This is a genomic window from Methylobacterium sp. CM6244 (assembly GCF_054817885.1).
The window spans coordinates 3,548,732-3,567,072 of the sequence record NZ_CM139247.1 but is presented as its reverse complement, the minus strand read 5'-3'; the positions used below and the strand labels follow the sequence as shown (position 1 = coordinate 3,567,072).

Genomic DNA, 18,341 nt, shown 5'->3' with positions numbered 1-18,341 from the left:
GCCATCGTGGGTTCCCTGACCGAGACCAGCATCGACTATACCGTGCACCCCCGGGTCAATTCACACGACCCGATCCCGCCGCGGCCACGGCCGGACCGACCTGCGGACGTGGTCCGGACGGATGAGGACGCCATCGCCACCGCGACGCGGCTCGCGGCGGACTTCGCGGTGGGAGCCGCGCTGAGGGACCGGGAAGGACTCCTGCCCCTGCCGGAACTCGACGCTTATTCCCAGAGCGGCCTGTGGGCGATCAACGTGCCGAAAGCCTATGGCGGCCCCGGGCTCTCCTATGCGACGCTCGCGAAGGTGATCGCGATCATCGCGGCGGCCGACAGTTCCCTCGCGCAAATCACCCAGAACCATCTTGCGATCAATGCGCATATCGACATCGACGGGACCGACGCCCAGAAAGCCGAATTCTTCGGTTGGGTCCTGGCGGGACTGCGCTTCGGCAACGCCTTCTCCGAACTCAACAGCAAGACCGTCGCCGCCTTCGAGACCACCATCCGCTATGAGGGCGACGAGGCGGTCATCAACGGCCAGAAATTCTACAGCACCGGTGCGCTTCTCGCGCATATCATTCCCATCGTCGCCATAGACCCGGACGGGCAAGGCTTCCTGTCCTTCGCCGACCGGGACGCGCCCGGGATCAGCATCAGCAACGACTGGTCGAGCTTCGGGCAACGCACGACGGCATCGGGAAGCGTGAACATCGACAATGTGCGCCTCCCGCGCCGCTGCCTCCTGCCGGTCAAGGCGTTCGACCGTCCCACCATCGCCGGACCGGTCTCGCAGATCATCCAGTCGGCGATCGATGCCGGCATCGCCAGGGGCGCCATCGAGGACACCATCGCGTTCGTGCGGACGAAGAGCCGGCCCTGGGTCGATAGCGGCCAGGACCGGGCGTCGGAGGACGTGTTCACCATCGCGGCAATCGGCGACCTCTCCATCCGGTTGCACGCCGCCGAAGCCCTTCTGGACATTGCCGGCAAGGCCATCGACCGCGCCCATACCGATCCGTCCGAAGCCAATGTTGGCGAGGCCACCGTGCGGACCGCCGAATCCAAGGTGTTGACCACCGATATCGCGATCCTGGCGACGAACAAGCTGTTCGAACTGGCGGGAACCCGCTCGACCCTGGCCCAGCACGGTCTCGACCGCCATTGGCGCAACGCCCGCACCCACACGCTCCACGACCCGGTTCGCTGGAAGCTGTTCCACGTGGGCAACCACTACCTCAACGGTATTCACCCGCCGCGCCATCCCTGGAGCTGACGCAACCGCGCTTCGGAGCCGACCGCCCGCCTCAACGGACTTGATCCATGACCCGCCAGATCCGCTTCAACGCCTTCGACATGAATTGTGTCGGCCACCAGTCGCCGGGCCTCTGGGCGCATCCGCGCGACCGGTCCTGGCAGTACAAGGACCTGGAATACTGGACAGATCTCGCCAAGACCTTGGAGCGGGGCATCTTCGACGGGATCTTCATCGCCGACGTCGTGGGCTATTACGACGTCTACAAGGGATCGAACTGGCACGCGCTGCATCAGGCGGCGCAGATCCCTGTGAACGACCCGATCCAGCTCGCGGCGCCGATCGCGCTCGCCACCGAGCATCTCGGCATCGGCATCACCGCCTCGACCTCGTTCGAGCACCCCTACACCTTCGCCCGCCGCCTCTCGACAGCCGACCACCACACCAAGGGCCGGGTCGGCTGGAACATCGTCACCTCCTATTTGGAGAGTGGGGCGAAGAATATCGGCGAAGGCGGACTCAAGCGGCACGATAACCGCTACGAGGTCGCGGCCGAGTATGTCGAGGTTCTCTACAAGCTGTTCGAGGGCAGCTGGGAGGACGGCGCCGTCCAGCGCGACCGCGACAGGCGTATCTTCACCGACCCGGCCAAGGTCCACGAGATCGCGCATCAGGGCCGTCACTTCACCGTGCCGGGCTATCATCTCTGCGAGCCGTCGCCCCAGCGCACGCCTGTACTCTATCAGGCCGGCGCGTCAGGCCCCGGCAAGGCATTCGCCGCGGGACATGCCGAATGCGTGTTCGTGGCGTCCCCGATCAAGGCGACCCTCAAGGCTTATGTGGCTGACGTGCGCGCCAAAGCGGCGGCCTCGGGCCGCGATCCGCGCGACGTCCTCGTCTACAACCTCACCACCGTCATCGTGGCCGAGACCGACGAGAAGGCGCAAGCGAAGTTCGAGGAATACCAGAGCTATACGTCCTATGACGGTGCTTTGGTCTTCATGTCGGGCTGGAGCGGGATCGATTTCGGGCAATACGCGCCCACCGATCAGATCCGAAAGGTCGAGACCAACGCCATCGTCTCGATGGTGGAGAATTTTGCCGGCTCGGAGAAGCCCTGGTCCATCGAGGAGCTGGCCCGCTGGGGCGGGATCGGCGGCCTGGGGCCGGTCTTCGTCGGCTCTCCCTCGACGGTGGCCGACATCCTCCAGGAATGGGCCGAGGAGACGGACGTCGACGGTTTCAACCTCGCCTATGCGGTCACGCCGGAGACATTCGAGGACGCAGTGAACCTGCTCGTGCCCGAGCTCCAGAAGCGTGGCGCCTATCCGAAAGCCTATCGCCCCGGAACGCTGCGCGAGAAGTTGTTCGGTCGCGGGCCGCTCCTGCCCGAGACCCACCCGGCCCATGCCTATCGCGATATCGAGGCGGTGAAGGCACGGGAGGCCGCGCTCCGCCCCGCCGCGGCGGCCGAGTGAGACCGGCCATGCCCGATCCGATCCTCACACTCACCGATGTCTCCCTGGCCTTCAAGGGCATCAAGGCGATCAACGCCCTGAGCTTCACGGTGGAGCGCGGCGAGATCTGCGCGCTCATCGGGCCGAACGGAGCCGGCAAGAGTTCGCTGCTGAACATCCTCAACGGCGTCTACAGGGCGGATTCCGGAGAGGTCGTGTTCGAGGGCGAGCGCTTCACCCGTATCCGTCCCCTGCAGGCGGCGCGACGCGGCATCGGACGCACTTTCCAGCATGCGGCCCTGTTCGGGAAACTCAGCGTCCTCGACAACGTCCTGGCGGGTCTGACGCGCCATAGCCGCACAACCCTCGTCGAGCATGCCTTCGGAGTATTCCGCGACGCATCCGAGACCGCGGATTTCCGCGACCGCGCCGAGGCCATCCTGGCCTTTCTCGATCTGTCGGCCCATCGCGACGCCATCGTCTCCACCCTGTCCTACGGGGTCCAGAAGCGCGTCGACCTGGCCCGCGCCCTCGTCGGCCGGCCGACGCTCCTCCTGCTCGATGAGCCGATGGCGGGCATGAACCAGGGCGAGAAGCGTGCCATGAGCGCCTTCATCGCGGATGCGAGAGCCGAGTTCGGCACCACCATCGTCCTGATCGAGCACGATATCGGGGTGATCATGGACCTCTCGGACCACGTCGTCGTGCTGGATTACGGCCGCAAGGTCGGGGACGGCACGCCGGAGGCCATCCGCACCGACCCGGCCGTCATCGCCGCCTATCTCGGCACGTCCCATTGAGGCCTTCCCAGCCATGAGCTTCTTCCTCGAGACCTTGGCCGGCGGCCTGCTGGCGGGGGTGATGTATGCCCTCGTCGCGATCGGCTTCGTGCTGGTCTACAAAGCGTCGGGCGTCTTCAACTTCGCGCAAGGCGCGATGGTACTCTGCGCTGCGCTCACCTTCGTCACCCTGCGGGAGAAGGGGATCGAACTCTGGCTCTCGGGCCTGATCACCCTGGCGATCCTGGTGGCGGTGGCGGTGGCGGTGGAGCGGGTCGTGCTTCGCCCCCTGGCCAACCGGCCTCAGATCACCCTGTTCATGGCGACCCTCGGGCTCTCCTACGTGATCGAGGGGACGTCGCAGCTCCTGATGGGAGCGAGCGTGCATGAGCTCGATCTCGGCATTCCCGACACGCCGATCGCATTCGGGCCGATCCAGCTCAGCCAGTTCGATCTCGCCGCAGCAGCCAGCGCGGGCGCGCTCGTCATCGCCCTGTCGCTCTTCTTCGACCGGACGCGGATCGGCCTGTCCCTGCGCGCCGTCGCCGACGATCCGGGTGCGGCCCTCTCCATCGGCATCCGGCTGCAGACCCTGTGGGCGGTGGTCTGGGCCGCCGCCGGCTTCGTCGCCCTCGTGGCGGGCCTACTCTGGGGCGCACGCCAGGGCGTCCAGTTCTCCCTCACCTTCGTGGTCCTGAAGGCGTTGCCGGTCCTCATCATCGGCGGCTTCACCTCGATCGCCGGCGCCATCGTCGGCGGTCTCATCGTCGGGGCGAGCGACAGTCTCGCCGAGATCTATCTCGGCCCGCTGCTCGGCGGCAGCGTCTCCACCTGGTTCGCCTACGTGCTCGCCGTCGCCTTCCTGCTCGCCCGGCCCGCCGGCCTGTTCGGCGAGCGCACCATCGAGAGGGTCTGACCAGATGCCCCCCGCCTCGGCCTCAATGATGCCCGCCCCCGCATTCCTGCGCCGCGTCATCGTCCCGATCCTGCCGGCCCGGGCCGTGATGCTGGCGCTCCTCGTCGCCACCGCCTTCGCGGTACCGGCCATTGCCAGCGACTACTGGCTCAACGCGATCCTGATCCCGTTCCTGATCATGGCGCTCGCGGGCCTCGGCCTCAACCTGACCATGGGCTATGCGGGCCAAGCCTCGCTCGGCACCGGCGCCTTCATGGCGGCGGGGGCCTACGCCTCCTACAACCTGCTCCTGCGGGTGCCCGAACTGCCGTTGCCGGTGAGCCTCGTCCTCGGCGGCCTCATCGCCGGTATGGTCGGGCTCGTCGTCGGCCTGCCGTCTCTTCGCATCAAAGGCTTCTACCTCGTAGCGACGACACTGGCCGCGCAGTTCCTGATCGAGTGGGTGCTGAACCAGTATCCGTGGTTCTCCAACTACGCCTCATCGAGCACGATCTCGGCGCCACGGTTAGCCATCGCCGGGTATGACCTGTCGCGGCCGGGTGGGCGCTACCTCCTCACCCTCGGCACCGTGGTGCTGGTGACGGCCGTGGCGTGGCGCCTGGTGCGAAGCCAGACCGGCCGCATCTGGATGGCCGTGCGCGACATGGACACCGCCGCCGCGGTGATCGGCATCCCGGTTGCGCAGGCCAAGCTCAAGGCCTTCTTCGTCGGCGCCACCGTCTGCGGCATCGCCGGTGCGCTCTGGGCCTTCGCCTATCTCGGCACGGTGGATGCGCGCAGCTTCGATCTCGACCGTTCGTTCCAGGTGATGTTCGTCATCATCATCGGCGGGATGGGCAGCCTCGCCGGCTCGTTCATCGGCGCGGCCTTCATCGTCCTGCTGCCGATCCTCCTCAGCCACGTGGCCGGGATCGCGTTCGGAGGCGCCATCGATGGCGGCCAATTGCAGAACCTCCAGCACATCCTCTTCGGCGGCCTGATCGTCTGGCTGCTGATCCACGAGCCGGACGGCCTGTCGGCCCTCGCCAGCCGCCTTTGGCGCCGCCTCGCCGCGCGCGCCTGATCCCCTCGCCCCTACACTCCCGGAGTTTCCCGATGACGATCCTCACCCGTGCGATCCGCGCCGCCGCGGTCGCGGCCTCCTTCGCCCTGGCGGCGCCTGTCTCGGCCGGGGAGGCGAAGGAGCAGTACTTCCCGCTGGCGACCTTCCGGGTCGGCGCCTACGCGTCCTCCGGCATCCCCTCCTGGGCGGGGGGGATCGACTACCTGCGCTACATCAACGAGGTCGAAGGCGGCATCAACGGCGTGAAGCTGTTCTGGGACGAGTGCGAGACCGAATGGGCGGTGGAGAAGGGGGTCGAGTGCTACGAACGGGTGAAGGGCGGCAAGAACGGGTCGCCGGTGGCGGTCTTCCTACCGCATGGCGACCCGGTCTCGAAGGCGCTGACCGAGAAATCGGTGGCCGACAAGATCCCGCTGATCACCACCGGCTACGGCCGCACCGAGGCCACCGACGGACGGGTCTTCCCCTATAGCTTCACGGTGCTCTTCAGTTTCTGGAGCGAGGCCTCCTCGGTGGTGAACTACATCGCCGAGCAGGTGGGCGGAAAGGACAAGCTCAACGGCGTCAAGATCGCCACGATCTATCACGATAGCCCCTACGGCAAGGAAACCCAGACGCCCCTCGACATCCTCTCGAAAGAATACGGGTTCGAGAACATCCAGATCCCGGTGCCCCATCCCGGCAACGACCAGTCCGCGCAATGGGCGCGTGTCCGTCAGATCAAGCCGGACTGGGTGTTCCTGCGCGGTTGGGGCGTGATGACGCCGGTGGCGATCAAGACCGCGGCCAAGACCGGCTTTCCCGTCAGCCGGATCATCGGTGGGATCTGGTCGGGATCGGAAGAGGACGTCCGGCCCGCCGGGAGCGTCGGCAAGGGCTATCTGGCGATCACGCCCTTTCCCGCAGGCCAGGATTTCGAGATCCTCAAGAAGATCAAGACGGAGATCGTCGACAAGAACCGCAGCGACCTGCGGGATGCGAAGAGCTTCGGCTCGGTCTACTACAATTCGGGAATCATCGAGACGATCATCGCCGTCGAGGCGATCCGGACGGCGCAGGCGCGCTTCGGCTACCGGCCCATCACCGGCGAGGAGGCTCAATGGGGCCTCGAACATCTCGTCCTCGACGAAGCCCGCCTGAAGCAGATCGGCGCCGAGGGGCTGGTGCAGCCCCTCAAGCTCTCGATCAAGGATCACGAGGGCGGCGGCGCCGGCAAGGTGCTGCAATGGGACGGCGCCAAATGGGCCGTCGTCAGCAACGGCTGGGTGAAGTCGGACCGCGAACTCCTGCTGCCGCTGATCTACGAGCGCGCCGCGGCCTACGCGAAGGAGAAGGGCATCGTCCCCCGCACGGCCGAATCTTCCGAGGCCAGCGCACGCTGATAGGGGGCGTCATGACGCGGTCGCACGATTTCCTCGCCGTCGAGTCCATCGAGGCCTCCTATGGGCAGGCGGGGCCCGCCCTGCGCGGTGTCTCGCTCACCGTCGAGGAAGGCTCCATCGTGGCGCTGCTGGGCTCCAACGGCGCCGGCAAATCTACGACGCTGCGGGCGATCTCGAACCTGCTCGGACCGCAGCGTGGCGCCCTGCGGGGCGGCAGTATCCGCTGGCGGGGCGAGTCGACGGCCGGCCTCGATCCGGCCGATCTGGTGCGGCGGGGCATCGTGCAGGTGCTCGAGGGCCGCCACGTCTTCGGGCAGCTCACCGTCGAGGAGAATCTCAGAACGGGTGGCTTCCTGCGCCGCCCGAGCCGGCGGCAGCTCGCGGACGACCTGGAGCGGGTCTATGCGTGGTTCCCCCGCCTGCGCGACCGGCGCTCGGCCAAGGCCGGACTCACGTCCGGCGGCGAGCAGCAGATGGTGGCGATCGGCCGGGCGCTGATGACCCGCCCGACCCTGGTCCTCCTCGACGAGCCGTCGATGGGGTTCGCGCCGATCATCGTCGGAGAGATCTTCGAGATCATCCGTCGCCTCAACCGTGAGGAGGGCGTGAGCTTCCTCCTCGCCGAGCAGAGCGCCAACCTCGTTCTGGCCTATGCCGACCGTGCCTACGTGTTGGAGAGCGGTCGCGTCGTCGAAGCCGGCCCGGCTGCGGACCTCGCCGCGAGCGGCCGCCTCGGCGAGATCTACCTCGGGGGTGCTGCGACGGCGACGCGGCACTGACCATTTCCCATTCTCGATCAAGGACAGGCGATGAGCGAGCCGAACACGACCGCTTGGGGTGCCGCCATTGTCTCGTACTGAACGACACGGCGCTCACGGATGTCGTTCGGGATTGCACCGCGCGTCAGACGCCCCAGGTTCTCTCGATTGAGAATCTGCCCGTAAAAATCCTGTACGAGACGGGCGAGTTAGGCGTCGGTCAGCATCGGAGTCGCGTTCAGCGTCGAGAATATATTCTCTGACGCGACGTATAGCTGACAGGCCCTTAGCTTGGCAGTCCGCGCGTCCGATGTCCCGAGGCTGCGGACCATCTCGGTGAGGCGCAATTTCGGCTGCAGGCCGGTCGGTATACGTCGGCGGAAATGAAAGGTGCGTCCACGCAGGACGACATTCGCGATCGGTGCCACTCCGCTCCTTCGGCACCTGGCTGGGTGCCTTGTGTAGCAGCGGTGTGTAGCAACGGGCTCACACCGCAGGGCGACTTCGCGAGGAGCTCAATGATCTGAATGACTTAGGTGTGGCAGTGGCTGGGGGACGAGGATTCGAACCTCGACTAGAGGAGTCAGAGACCCGCAGCGAGCATTGATTTTATTGAGCTATTTTCACCGGTGTTGCAGCCGTGTTGCTCACAGGTGCGAAAATGCGTTCCTCGATCGTTCGCATCGCAGCCTGGTCCGCCTCGTCGTCTTCGAACAAATGGCCGTAGATGTCGAACGTCACCGTGATCGAGGAATGGCCCATAATCGTCTGCACGCGCTTCGGCGTCATCCGACTTTCGATAAACATCGAGGCAGCTGCATGCCGAAGGGCGTGGAAGTTGTAGCGGGCCTTCGGGACCTTCGTCGGCCGGCCTTCTTCGTCCTTCCCATCGACCATGATCAGGACGCCAGCGGCCACCTGCGTCGGATACCAGCCGCGGCTCAGGATGTTCGCGTGGTACTCGACCTGCCCGGCACCTGAGGGAAAGATGAGATCGAGCTCGCCCTTGGGGCAGGCTAGGCGCCACTCCTTCAACGTGTTGATGACCAGCGGCGACAAGGGGACGTCCCGTGCTCCCGACTCGCTCTTCGGAGGGCCGATCGCCTTCCAGGCATCGGCGCGCTGGCAGACCGTAAGCAGGCGCCGCCGCATATCGATGTCAGCCCATCGCAGGCCGCGAAGCTCTGAGATCCGCAGCCCGGTGAACATTGCGGTCACGATCAGGGGACGCCACCGGCCTTCCGCTGCGGCGAGGATAGCGCGCAACTCCTCTCTCGTCGGAATCTCAACGCGGCCGGCCTCCCGCTTCGAGCGCCGAAGCTTCACGTCCGCAACCGGGTTTTGACCTGCGAGCCCCCTGCCCTTCGCGAAGCGGAAGATCCGGCCGAGCGACTGGACCGATCGGCGGATTGTCTCCTGGGAACGCCCCTGAGCCTTCAACTCGTCGGTGAAAGCGTAGACCCGCGGGGTAGTCACCTGAGACAGCTTCAGCGACCCTATGAGCGGGCGGATATGTTCGTTCACATGGGCTCGATAGTGCACCAGCGTCGAACGCTCTAGGCCGCTTCCCTCCGCCGATCGCAGCCATTCGTCGGCAACCCGGCCGACGGTCATGGACTGCGAGTCCGCAACGTGCACACCCTGTGTGACCTCAGACCGGGCTCGCGTCAGGAATGCATCCGCCTCCCTCCGAGTCGGGAATTGCTTGAAGCGCCGCCTCCCTCCCCCGTCTAGGTATGCCGCCAGCCAAGCAGTTTTGCCGCTTGGTAGTACCCTTTTTCGTATACTGGCCATTCGACCCCCTCCTAGACCGCATGGTAGCCCGGCACGGAAGGTAGCGAATTTTATCGGAGTGTCACTCATAAAAAGGGTTGACGCTTCATCTGAGTTCAGCTCTTAAGATGTGACGGAAGCGATGGCACTCCTAAGCACCCTGGTGAAAGCGATCGCAGACGTTGAAGGCCTGGATGAAGTTCAGGTTGGATGGATCGCCCGGTATCTTCGTGAAGCAGGGTTGATCACGCAGGCGGGAAGGGGCCGAGGAGCGGCGCATATGAAGGTTGTCGATGCGGTACATCTACTCATAGGTGTCAACGGATCATCCAGTGCAAAGCAGGCTGTGGAAGCAGTTCATAGATTTTCCAGACTGCAATTGAGAAGCAATGCGGCGTATATGGACGAGTATTCGTGGGGGTCCGAAATCGATCGACAGGATGCCATTGAAAAAGCATTCGTCAAAGATACTCTCCTATCAGATGCACTGGGGTATATTATTCAGGCCCATATACCTGATGCAAATGGTCTATGCGCTACCGCTCACGCCGCGGATATTCTAATTGTCTTTACTAGACCGAATGCCAAGTGCTCCATCTGCTTGGGTGATAACAGTAATCCGGATGATCCTGAGCTATACCAACAAGGAACGTTTTCAAATACACTATTTGATTTAGAACCAGAGGAATTACCAGATAAAACAGACAGTACAATGATCTCAAGCAGAACGCTTAGGGCCATTGGCAAAGTCCTAGCTACTTAAACAAGGAAATCACTATGTCTGAATCTCAACCGCGCCCGTTTGGCGCGATCGGGAGCGGCTGGCCTCTTGCCGACGAAGTCCGCCCAAGAGTCGTTAGACTATCAACACACCTCGAGTGCATTCCGCTCGCCGACGACCTCCTTCACGGCGCAGACGAGATCGCGCGCTTTGTCTACGGCAAAGCTGCTGATGAAAGGGCCGCTGAGAGCAATCGCCGCCGTGTCTATCATGCTGCGGACAAACACAGGCTACCCGCATTCAAGCTTGGGGGAACTCTGACGGCCAGGAAGAGCACGATCCTGAAGTGGATCGAAGCTCAAGAGCATGCTAATTAGAGGAGAACGGCATGAGCACCACACAGAACGATAGGCGAAATCGGGTTATTGCTCAAATCGCTAATGTTATGGAAAACGCGATGGCAAAGGGTTGCGACGCTCATGTCGCGGCTCGAAGTGCTTTTCCAGGAGTTCCCGAAGAAGTCCTGTGGAAAGCATTCTATGAGGCTGAGGACCCTCGCATCGAAGCTTGGTGGGGCGAGACTGAGCTCCTGATTAATGTCAATGAGGGGGAGAAATCAACTAACGTGCTGACCTTTGAGCCGATTTCGCCTAGTCCTAGGGAGGCGGAGCTTGATGCTGCATTCGAAGCTCTGCTTGCAGGCCGGGAGGACGCGCAATGAACGGCTCCGTCGACCTGCGGGTTTCGGGTAGGGAGCCGCCTGCCGAGGTGTACACGGCACAAGTTGAAACGTTTTCACCCCGGCAAGGTGGAAGGCTCGCGTTCGCAACCGAAGCTCTCGGACAGGGTCCTGAAAAGGCTCCTAGGGGCCGAAGCCTAGCGTCCTTCAAGCTGGATTGGCTTGATCAGGTTTCTTCCGACGATGAAGTTGCAGACGCTGCTTTTCGTGTTGGTTACATCATTGCACAGCACGTCAATGATAAAACACGGGTTGCTTGGCCAAAGATCGAGACAATATCTAAGCTGCTCAATAAGTGCGAAAGGTCAGTCCGTGCTAGCGTGCATTCTCTTTCCGGTCGAAAGCACATCAGGTGCTCTAAGCGTGGATCAGGAAACCTCAATCAATATGAGCTACTGCTAAACGACCTCTCCGTTGAGGACAGGAGCCGCGCTAGTTCTGTGGCCGCTGAGATCAGAAGAATTACATCTAGGGTCTCAGCGCTCAGCAATTCCAAGAGTAGAAGCACGTTTTCGAGCCAATTCGAGCGTTTCATGGAAGCTTTTCCTCACAAGCCAGACGGTCATGATCTGAGCGCTGCGCGTTACGTCTACGGATTGAACTTACAGTACGGCACGACCGCGGACGAAATGCTCGCAGGGGCGAAGGCCTACGCCAAGTTCTGTTCCTTGCGTGGCTACACCGGAACTAGCCGCGTCTACGAGGCTGAAGATTGGCTCGACATCTCAGCTTGGCGCACAATTGATCCTGACGGCATACCGCTAGACGAGAGGAGCGGGTTGTGATTTCCGAGCTGAGAGGCGCATTCTGGTTTAGGCAGCGTTCTAATAGCCGCCCAAACTGGCAGCTTTCGTCCGATTTGAACCGGAAGTTTCACGGCAATGCCGTAAAGGCTCGAACCGGAAAATCTGTGTTGGCGAACAGGAAAATCTACGTAGCCGAACCGGCAACCTTCTACCGCTTTCATAAGAACACCTGTTATATAGGCACCACATAACACCTCGACCCGTTGCATGGCATGTTCAGCTACTAACGGAAGCGTCGGCGTGCGGCATTCCTAATGCCGTGCGACCGTCACGCCTTATCCTGGCGCAGTAGAGTAGTGCGCTCAGTTCTGTGAGCTTGTTGGCTCACCCTGCGCAGGCGCACCAACACAGGGCGGGCCGTCGCGCTCGCTTTCTCCCCTTGCGGGTCGCGAGCGCGCCGCCCCTCGCGTTGGTTGGTTGCATAGGCTTACACGACATCGCGTTTGATCCATCCTGCCCCCGATGCCCTCGCCACCGTTTCAGGAGGCAGCGAATGGAGCGTGGAGGACAGAGATAGCGATGTCCCCCGATCTGATGTGGTTCTTCCGACCTGGTCCTCGCTGACCCCCTGCCCCTCTCGCCGACGTTTAATGATGGCGACTGCGCAGGCTGGCCGGGCCGCGGGGGCCAGCCATCGGTCTATCCTAACGGTTGGTGCGAACGGCTTGTCCGTACGCTGGCGTGGCCGTGGGCGGGCGCGACATACTTGGCCGGCGCAGAGGAGCCGGGCGATGGCCGCGGGCGCTGGTGAGGTTCTAAATCGAAAAAAAGATCGTAGGGACCGTACGACCGCACAGACGGGCCGCAGTGCTGGCGCAGCCCCGGTTCTGCGCGTTTTTGGTCCACTCGAACTCGTAATTTCGTTTCATAAGACGGGATGTCGCCTGGGGGGGCGGAATGGTCCCCGAAATACGAACCCAGGCGATACTTGGACTAACTACATCATTCGCATACGCAGATTGAGCAACCGGATCTTGCGACGGCTCGTGATCGAGGTCGCCCACAGCCGACCGAAGGCGATCGTCGTGGGCCTGCATGCGGGCACGGTCGCCTCCGGCCTGTCGCGGCCCTTCCAGCCGGACCCAACTGCCGACGGCGTCTTTTCGCCCGAGGAGAGCGCGGCTCATCTCCTGCGCGTGCTGAACGGCCTCAGCACGGACGATACTGGTGGCGTCTTCGCCTGGGATGGGTCGCCGATCCCCGCCTTAGCGTGATCTTGGCCCAACGAATGCCCCATGGCGAAGCCATGCGATCGTTTGGAGCCGGGATCTCTTACAACATGCGCCAAGAGCCAAAGTTGTCCACCTGCCTGGAAGCGGACGTTCCGCATCCGACCCAACTGCGCCGTACGAGCAACCCTACACAATTCCCAGAAGCGGTCGTTCGTAGAGACCATGAGCCTGCGCAGAGCCCCGACTGTCAGGAACCTGCTTACGAAACTCCGGCTCTGGCGGAAGCTTGGTCCAGTTCGAGGCGTGGCTGAGAGGCTAGAAGCGCTTTCGTGTAGGCATCTGTCGGATGTGTCAGGATCTCGCCCACCGGACCCTGTTCCACCAGCTTCCCGTGGTGGAAGACGAGTACGCGGTCCGCGAGATGCTGAATGACCCCAAGGTCGTGTGAGATAAATAGGAGCGCCGTTCCGAGGCGCGCCCGCAGATCCGCGAGTAGATCGAGTACCTGGGCCTGGATGCCGATGTCGAGGGCCGAGACCGGCTCGTCGCAGACGATGAGGGCCGGCTCGGCTGCCAGCGCCCGGGCTATCGAGACGCGCTGGCGTTGACCTCCCGATAAGGAGGACGGGTTGCGCGCGGCAATGTCGGCGGCCAGGCCGACCTGCTCGAGAAGTTCGACCACGCGCGCGGCCCTGTCCGCGCGTGCATGACTTGCGAGGTTCTCCCCGATGATGTCGAGAACGCGGTATCGCGGGTCAAAGCTGCTCAGAGCGTCCTGCGGGACGTATTGCAGGCGCGGGCGAAGGCCGCGCCGCTGCGTTTCCGGGATGCCGCTCCAGGGCTGCCCAAGGAGGCGGACGCTGCCACGATCCGGCGCCAGCAAACCGAGGACGATTTTGGCGCAGGTCGACTTTCCCGAGCCGGATTCACCCACGAGGCCCACGACCTCGCCGGCCTTCACCACGAAGCTCACATCATCGAGGGCCTTCGTGGCGAAGGCCGGGCGGCCATAACCCGCGGCCCCCGCGTAATGCTTTGCGATCCCGCGCACCTCCAGGACGACCTCCTGGCGGGGAGCGGGTCTCGGATCGCCACCATCCCAGTGAATTGCCTGAGCCGCCCCGGTGAGCCGGCGACCCCGCGAGGCGGAGGAAGGAATCGCCGCGATCAGAACCTTGGTATAGGGGTGGCGCGGCCGCGTTAGGACCTCCGCCGTTGGCCCGCTATCGACCACCCGGCCGTGCCGCATGACCAGTACCCAGTCCGCGATCCCGGCAACCACCGCGAGATCGTGGCTGATGAGCAGGAGCCCCGCACCCGCCCGCACCCGCCCCGCGAGCACCTGCAGAACCTGCGCCTGTACCGTTACGTCGAGAGAGGTGGTCGGCTCGTCGGCGATGATCAGGTCGGGTTCGCCCGCGATGGCCGAGGCGATGAGGGCGCGCTGGCGCAGCCCCCCGGAGAGCTGGTGAGCATATTGGCGGGCGCGGTGCTCCGGGTCCGGAATTCCCACCCGGGCCAGTACGTCGAGGACGCGCGCGCCGATGGCTTTCCGTCCCGCCAGGAGGCGATGCTCGGACAGGACCTCCGCCACCTCCTGCCCGATGGTGCGCAGCGGATCGAGCGAGACCAGGGCGTCCTGCATCACGAGGCCCGTCACTGTGCCGCGCAGGCGGCGCCAGTCGGCGGCCCCGAAGGCTTTCGCATCGCGACCCTGGAGGCGGAAGCGGTGGGCCTCCACCGTCGCGCCCGCGCCCGCGAGGTTGAGGAGGCTGCGCGCCGTCAAGCTCTTGCCGGACCCGGACTCGCCGACGAGCGCGACGCACTCTCCGGCCCGGACGACGAGATCGACCCCCTGGACGATGGGCGGCCCACCGAAGCCAATGGACAGGCTGCGGATGTCGACCAGCGGCGGAAGCGCGCCGGTGGCAGGGGCCTCGGCCGCGCCCCTCATGCGATGCGTCCCTCAAAGAGCTTTTGTAGGAAGACCCCGACGGTGCTGAAGGCGATGACCGTGAGGGTGATGGCGGCGCCCGGAAACACCGCCGGCCACCAGGCGACGCGCAGAACATCGCGGCTCTCGGCCAGCATGACGCCCCATTCGGGGATCGGCGGCTGAGGGCCGAGGCCGAGGAAGCTAAGGCCCGACACAGTCAGGATGGTGCTGCCGATATACACGGTGGCGATCACCGGGACCGCCACCAGAACGTTCGGCAGCACGTGTCGGAGGAAGATCTGGCGCCGGCCGAGCCCGTAGATGGCCGCCTGCGTCACGTAATCGGCATCGCGGACCAGTTGGGTCTGGGCGCGCACGATGCGGCCGAACTTCGGAATGCCCGCGATGCCCACCGCGAGGGCGATGTTGAGCATGCCCTGGCCGAGGAAGGTGACGACCAACATGGCGAGGAGAACGCCGGGAAACGACGAGAGCACGTCGAAGAGGCGCGAGGTCACCTCATCCAGAAAGCGGTTGCGCTGGCCGGCCAGGATCCCGAGGAAGACGCCCGCCAGCACCGAGACCGTCATGCCGCCGAGGCCGATCAGCAGGGAGTAGCGGGCCCCGTACAAGGTGCGGGCAAGGACATCCCGGCCGAGCCGGTCGGTGCCGAAGGGATGGGCCCAGTCCGGCGCCCTCAGGCCCTCCAGGACATCGCCAACCAGCGGGTCGTGGGCCGTGAAGAGGCCGGGCGCCGCCGCCACAGCGAAAAGGGCGGCGAGGAACAGGGCAGAGCCCAGGACGGGAAGCGGATAGGCGCGGTGCCGATTCAACGCGACACTGGCGGGATCATGTCCGGCCCGCGCCGGCGCGCCGGGATCTTGGAGCAAGCCAGAGGGAGGAGCAATGCGAGCGGAAGCAGTCATGCGGTCCTCAATCTCGGGTCGATCAGTAGGTACAGGATGTCGAGGAGCGTCGAGGCCGCGACGTGAATGAAGGCGGCGAGGAGCACGACCGCGAGCACCACCGGAACGTCATGGGTCAGCACCGCGCCAAGGGTGACGCTGCCGAGTCCCGGCCGGCCGAACACCTTTTCGGTGATGACCGCGCCGCCCAGCAGCCCACCGATCAGCCAGCCGCCGAGTGTGACGGCCGGCAGTGAGGCATGACGCAGAAGGTGGCGGGTCCGGATCGTGAGTTCGCCGACCCCACGGGCGCGGATCGTGGTGACGAAGGGCTGGTCGAGGGCCTTCTCGATGGCCTCCCGGAGCACCTGCGCCAGAAGGCCGGCGGTGGGCAGCGCCAGGGCGATCGCGGGTAGGACCATGGATTGCCAGCCATTCGCTCCCGAGACCGGAAACCACCGCAGGGTGAAAGAGAACAGCATCAGCAGCAGGATGCCGATCCAGAAGACCGGGGTGGAGGCCAGGACGAGTTCAATGGCGGAGGCGACCTTCCGGGACAGCCGGCCCCGCCCGGCGGTGAGAAGCGCCACCGCCACGGCGAGCGCCACCGCCAGCACGCCTGCCGTCAGTGCGAGCTGAACCGTGGGCCAGAGTTGCGAGCCAACGATCTCGCGTACGGGCTGGCGCAGGACGTAGGAAGTGCCGAGGTCGCCGCCGGCGATGCGGGATAGGAAGGCCCAATATTGCGCGAGCAGGCTCTGATCGAGCCCCCATTCGGCGGCGATGGCCTCGCGCAGCCCCGGGGTATCGATGTCGCCCGCCAGGATGTCCTCGATCCGGCCCGGGAGCGCATGGAGGGCGAGGAAGGCCGCCGTGACGCTGGCCCAGGCGACGATGATGCTCGTGCCCAGGCGTGCGACGACGCGGGACCAGAGGGCGCGCGAACCCATGGGGGCTACTCCTTTGCGAGCCAGACGTCGTAGGCGTTCGACGGCGAGTCGAGCCCCGCCTCGAAGCCCAGCCCGCGCACGGCCGTCTTCGTAGCCAGGAACCAGCTCGGCGCGAACAGGGGGACGATGAACGCCTTCTCGACGCCCAGGACCTGGATGCGGTCCGTGAGCGCGCGCTTGGCGACCGGGTCCGTCGCCTGGAGGGCCTGATCGATCAGGCCGGTGATCTCCGGGTCGGGATTGGGCACCTTCGTGTAGAGGAAGCCCTTCGAGCCGAGCATGTCCCATAATTCGCGGGCCGGGTCGGCGGGGTTGTCGGTGTTGGGATAGATCGACCAAGTGCCGGTGGCGTTGCCCTTGGCGTACTCGCCCGCCGTGACGATGCGCAGGTTGAGGTCCAACCCGATGTTCTTACGCAAGGCCGCCTGGATGCCCTGGATGAGGATCTCCCGGTTGTCGCGCACGTAGGGTTGCGGATACCCGACATCGAGGGTGAGGCGCCGGCCCTCCCGGGTGCGGACCCCCTGCGCGTCGCGCTGCGTCCACCCGGCCTCGTCGAGCAGCCGATTCGCGCCCGCGATGTCGTTGCCCCAGGCCCCCACCAGAGCCTTGTTGTAGGCCGGGTTTGCCGGCCCGATGATCGACCAGGCCCGCTTCACGTGGCTGAGATAGACCTGACGCACGATCGGCTCAGGATCGAACCCGTCGCGCAGGGCGCGTCGAACCCGGATGTCGTCGGCCGGCGCCCGGGTGTAGTTGATGTTGAGGGTGAAGGACGTGCTGGCACCCGACGGGCCGATGAGGAGCCGGTACTGCGGATCGTCCGCGAACAGGGACACGTCGGTGGCCTGAACGCCCTCGATGACGTCTACCTGCCCCGACGTGAGGGCGCCGGTGCGCACGGCGTATTCGGGCAGGAACCGGAAGCTGAACCCGTCGAGATGGGCCGGTCCCTGATGGGCCGCGTAGCCGGGGGGCCAGGCGTAGCGCGGATTACGCACGAAGCTCGCCGACTGGCCGCGCACGTAGCGCTCGAAGACGAACGGGCCGGTGCCGGCCAGGGACGGACCGCCGCCGCAGAGATCGCCCTTGGCCAGGGACTTGGGCGAGATCAGGCCGAGTTTGACGTTGGAAACCGATTCAAGAAACGTCGAATCCGGCTTCGAGAGCGTGAGCCTGACCACGTGCGGTGAGATCACCTCGGCCGAGCTGAAATATTCGAGCAGCGCGACGGCGTTCGCTGCGTTGGCGGGGTTTTTCACGAAGTCGAAATTCGCTTTCACAGCCGCCGCATCGAACACCTCACCGTCGTGGAAGAAGACGTCCTCGCGCAAGGTGAAGGTATAGACCTGTCCGTCCGGCGATATCGTCCATTCCGTGGCGAGCCAGGGCGCGAAGGTCCCGTCCGCCCTCTTGCCGACCAGCGAGTCGATGTAGTTGCGCGCCACGAAGAAGGCGGCCTGCTGCGACGAGCGATGCGGATCGAAGCACGACGGCTCCGTCGTCACGCCCCAGGTAAGGGTGCCGCCGGGCCGAGGCTGCGGTTCCGCAGCATCGACGGGTGACAGAGGAGCGAGCCCGGTCGCGGAGATCGTGGCCAGCGCAAGCAAGGAAACGAATTTTTTCATCAATCTCAGCTCGGGATATGCTTTGTCTACGACCAGACTCTACGCGAGCAAAACATTCCCTAATTGATGCTGGGGGAATTTTTTGACTTCATCTCTGATCTT

At 64.6% G+C, this 18,341-nt stretch carries 17 protein-coding genes; 11 read left to right on the top strand and 6 right to left on the bottom strand.

What is annotated here, in order from left to right; translation table 11 throughout:
* Window positions 1-6 precede the first annotated feature (6 nt).
* Genes ACYQML_RS16620 through ACYQML_RS16590 form a run of 7 tightly spaced genes read left to right on the top strand, consistent with a single transcriptional unit; the run spans window position 7 to window position 7,630 of the window.
* On the top strand, window positions 7-1,275 hold the full coding sequence (locus tag ACYQML_RS16620) for an SfnB family sulfur acquisition oxidoreductase (RefSeq protein ID WP_461233454.1): 1,269 nt from the start codon (window positions 7-9) through the stop codon (window positions 1,273-1,275).
* Between the two features lie 47 nt (window positions 1,276-1,322).
* Entirely contained in the window at window positions 1,323-2,732 is a 1,410-nt protein-coding gene (locus ACYQML_RS16615; protein WP_461233453.1) for an LLM class flavin-dependent oxidoreductase, read from the top strand.
* A gap of 8 nt (window positions 2,733-2,740) precedes the next feature.
* Complete coding sequence (locus tag ACYQML_RS16610; RefSeq protein WP_461233452.1) at window positions 2,741-3,511, top strand: ABC transporter ATP-binding protein; 771 nt, start codon at window positions 2,741-2,743, stop codon at window positions 3,509-3,511.
* Between the two features lie 13 nt (window positions 3,512-3,524).
* Window positions 3,525-4,406 (top strand): branched-chain amino acid ABC transporter permease, encoded by an 882-nt coding sequence (locus ACYQML_RS16605; RefSeq protein ID WP_461233451.1) that lies wholly within the window; start codon window positions 3,525-3,527, stop codon window positions 4,404-4,406.
* Window positions 4,407-4,410: 4 nt separating this feature from the next.
* Window positions 4,411-5,469, top strand: a complete 1,059-nt coding sequence (locus ACYQML_RS16600) for a branched-chain amino acid ABC transporter permease (protein ID WP_461233450.1) — start codon at window positions 4,411-4,413, stop codon at window positions 5,467-5,469.
* Window positions 5,470-5,501: 32 nt separating this feature from the next.
* Window positions 5,502-6,851: an ABC transporter substrate-binding protein gene (locus tag ACYQML_RS16595; RefSeq protein ID WP_461233449.1), complete on the top strand. Its 1,350-nt coding sequence runs from the start codon at window positions 5,502-5,504 to the stop codon at window positions 6,849-6,851.
* Window positions 6,852-6,862: 11 nt separating this feature from the next.
* A complete protein-coding gene (locus ACYQML_RS16590) occupies window positions 6,863-7,630 on the top strand; it encodes an ABC transporter ATP-binding protein (RefSeq protein ID WP_461233448.1) in 768 nt (255 codons plus the stop codon).
* A gap of 188 nt (window positions 7,631-7,818) precedes the next feature.
* Here ACYQML_RS16590 and ACYQML_RS16585 read toward each other — a convergent pair whose 3' ends face one another.
* Together ACYQML_RS16585 and ACYQML_RS16580 are read right to left on the bottom strand one after the other, a co-directional pair.
* A complete protein-coding gene (locus ACYQML_RS16585) occupies window positions 7,819-8,037 on the bottom strand; it encodes a DUF6538 domain-containing protein (RefSeq protein ID WP_461233447.1) in 219 nt (72 codons plus the stop codon).
* A 181-nt stretch (window positions 8,038-8,218) separates the two neighbouring features.
* Window positions 8,219-9,223: a tyrosine-type recombinase/integrase gene (locus tag ACYQML_RS16580; RefSeq protein WP_461233446.1), complete on the bottom strand. Its 1,005-nt coding sequence runs from the start codon at window positions 9,221-9,223 to the stop codon at window positions 8,219-8,221.
* 301 nt (window positions 9,224-9,524) lie between these two features.
* On the opposite strand from ACYQML_RS16580, the gene ACYQML_RS16575 reads away from it, so the two are divergent.
* From ACYQML_RS16575 to ACYQML_RS16560, 4 genes are all read left to right on the top strand, one after another.
* Complete coding sequence (locus ACYQML_RS16575; RefSeq protein ID WP_461233445.1) at window positions 9,525-10,145, top strand: hypothetical protein; 621 nt, start codon at window positions 9,525-9,527, stop codon at window positions 10,143-10,145.
* A gap of 346 nt (window positions 10,146-10,491) precedes the next feature.
* Window positions 10,492-10,824 (top strand): hypothetical protein, encoded by a 333-nt coding sequence (locus tag ACYQML_RS16570; protein WP_461233444.1) that lies wholly within the window; start codon window positions 10,492-10,494, stop codon window positions 10,822-10,824.
* Window positions 10,821-11,627, top strand: a complete 807-nt coding sequence (locus ACYQML_RS16565) for a helix-turn-helix domain-containing protein (RefSeq protein WP_461233443.1) — start codon at window positions 10,821-10,823, stop codon at window positions 11,625-11,627. Before ACYQML_RS16570 ends, ACYQML_RS16565 begins: the two co-directional genes overlap by 4 nt.
* A 980-nt stretch (window positions 11,628-12,607) precedes the next feature.
* Window positions 12,608-12,862: a hypothetical protein gene (locus ACYQML_RS16560; RefSeq protein WP_461233442.1), complete on the top strand. Its 255-nt coding sequence runs from the start codon at window positions 12,608-12,610 to the stop codon at window positions 12,860-12,862.
* Window positions 12,863-13,079: 217 nt separating this feature from the next.
* On the opposite strand, the gene ACYQML_RS16555 is transcribed toward ACYQML_RS16560, so the two are convergent.
* From ACYQML_RS16555 to ACYQML_RS16540, 4 genes are read right to left on the bottom strand one after another with little or no spacing between them, the layout of a single operon-like run.
* The gene (locus ACYQML_RS16555) at window positions 13,080-14,774 is read right to left on the bottom strand and encodes a dipeptide ABC transporter ATP-binding protein (RefSeq protein ID WP_461233441.1); all 1,695 of its coding nucleotides are present in this window, start codon (window positions 14,772-14,774) and stop codon (window positions 13,080-13,082) included.
* Window positions 14,771-15,682, bottom strand: a complete 912-nt coding sequence (locus ACYQML_RS16550) for an ABC transporter permease (protein ID WP_461233440.1) — start codon at window positions 15,680-15,682, stop codon at window positions 14,771-14,773. Before ACYQML_RS16550 ends, ACYQML_RS16555 begins: the two co-directional genes overlap by 4 nt.
* Window positions 15,679-16,611 (bottom strand): ABC transporter permease, encoded by a 933-nt coding sequence (locus ACYQML_RS16545; protein ID WP_461233439.1) that lies wholly within the window; start codon window positions 16,609-16,611, stop codon window positions 15,679-15,681. Before ACYQML_RS16545 ends, ACYQML_RS16550 begins: the two co-directional genes overlap by 4 nt.
* Before the next feature lie 5 nt (window positions 16,612-16,616).
* The gene (locus ACYQML_RS16540) at window positions 16,617-18,239 is read right to left on the bottom strand and encodes an ABC transporter substrate-binding protein (RefSeq protein ID WP_461233438.1); all 1,623 of its coding nucleotides are present in this window, start codon (window positions 18,237-18,239) and stop codon (window positions 16,617-16,619) included.
* Between the last annotated feature and the right edge of the window lie 102 nt (window positions 18,240-18,341).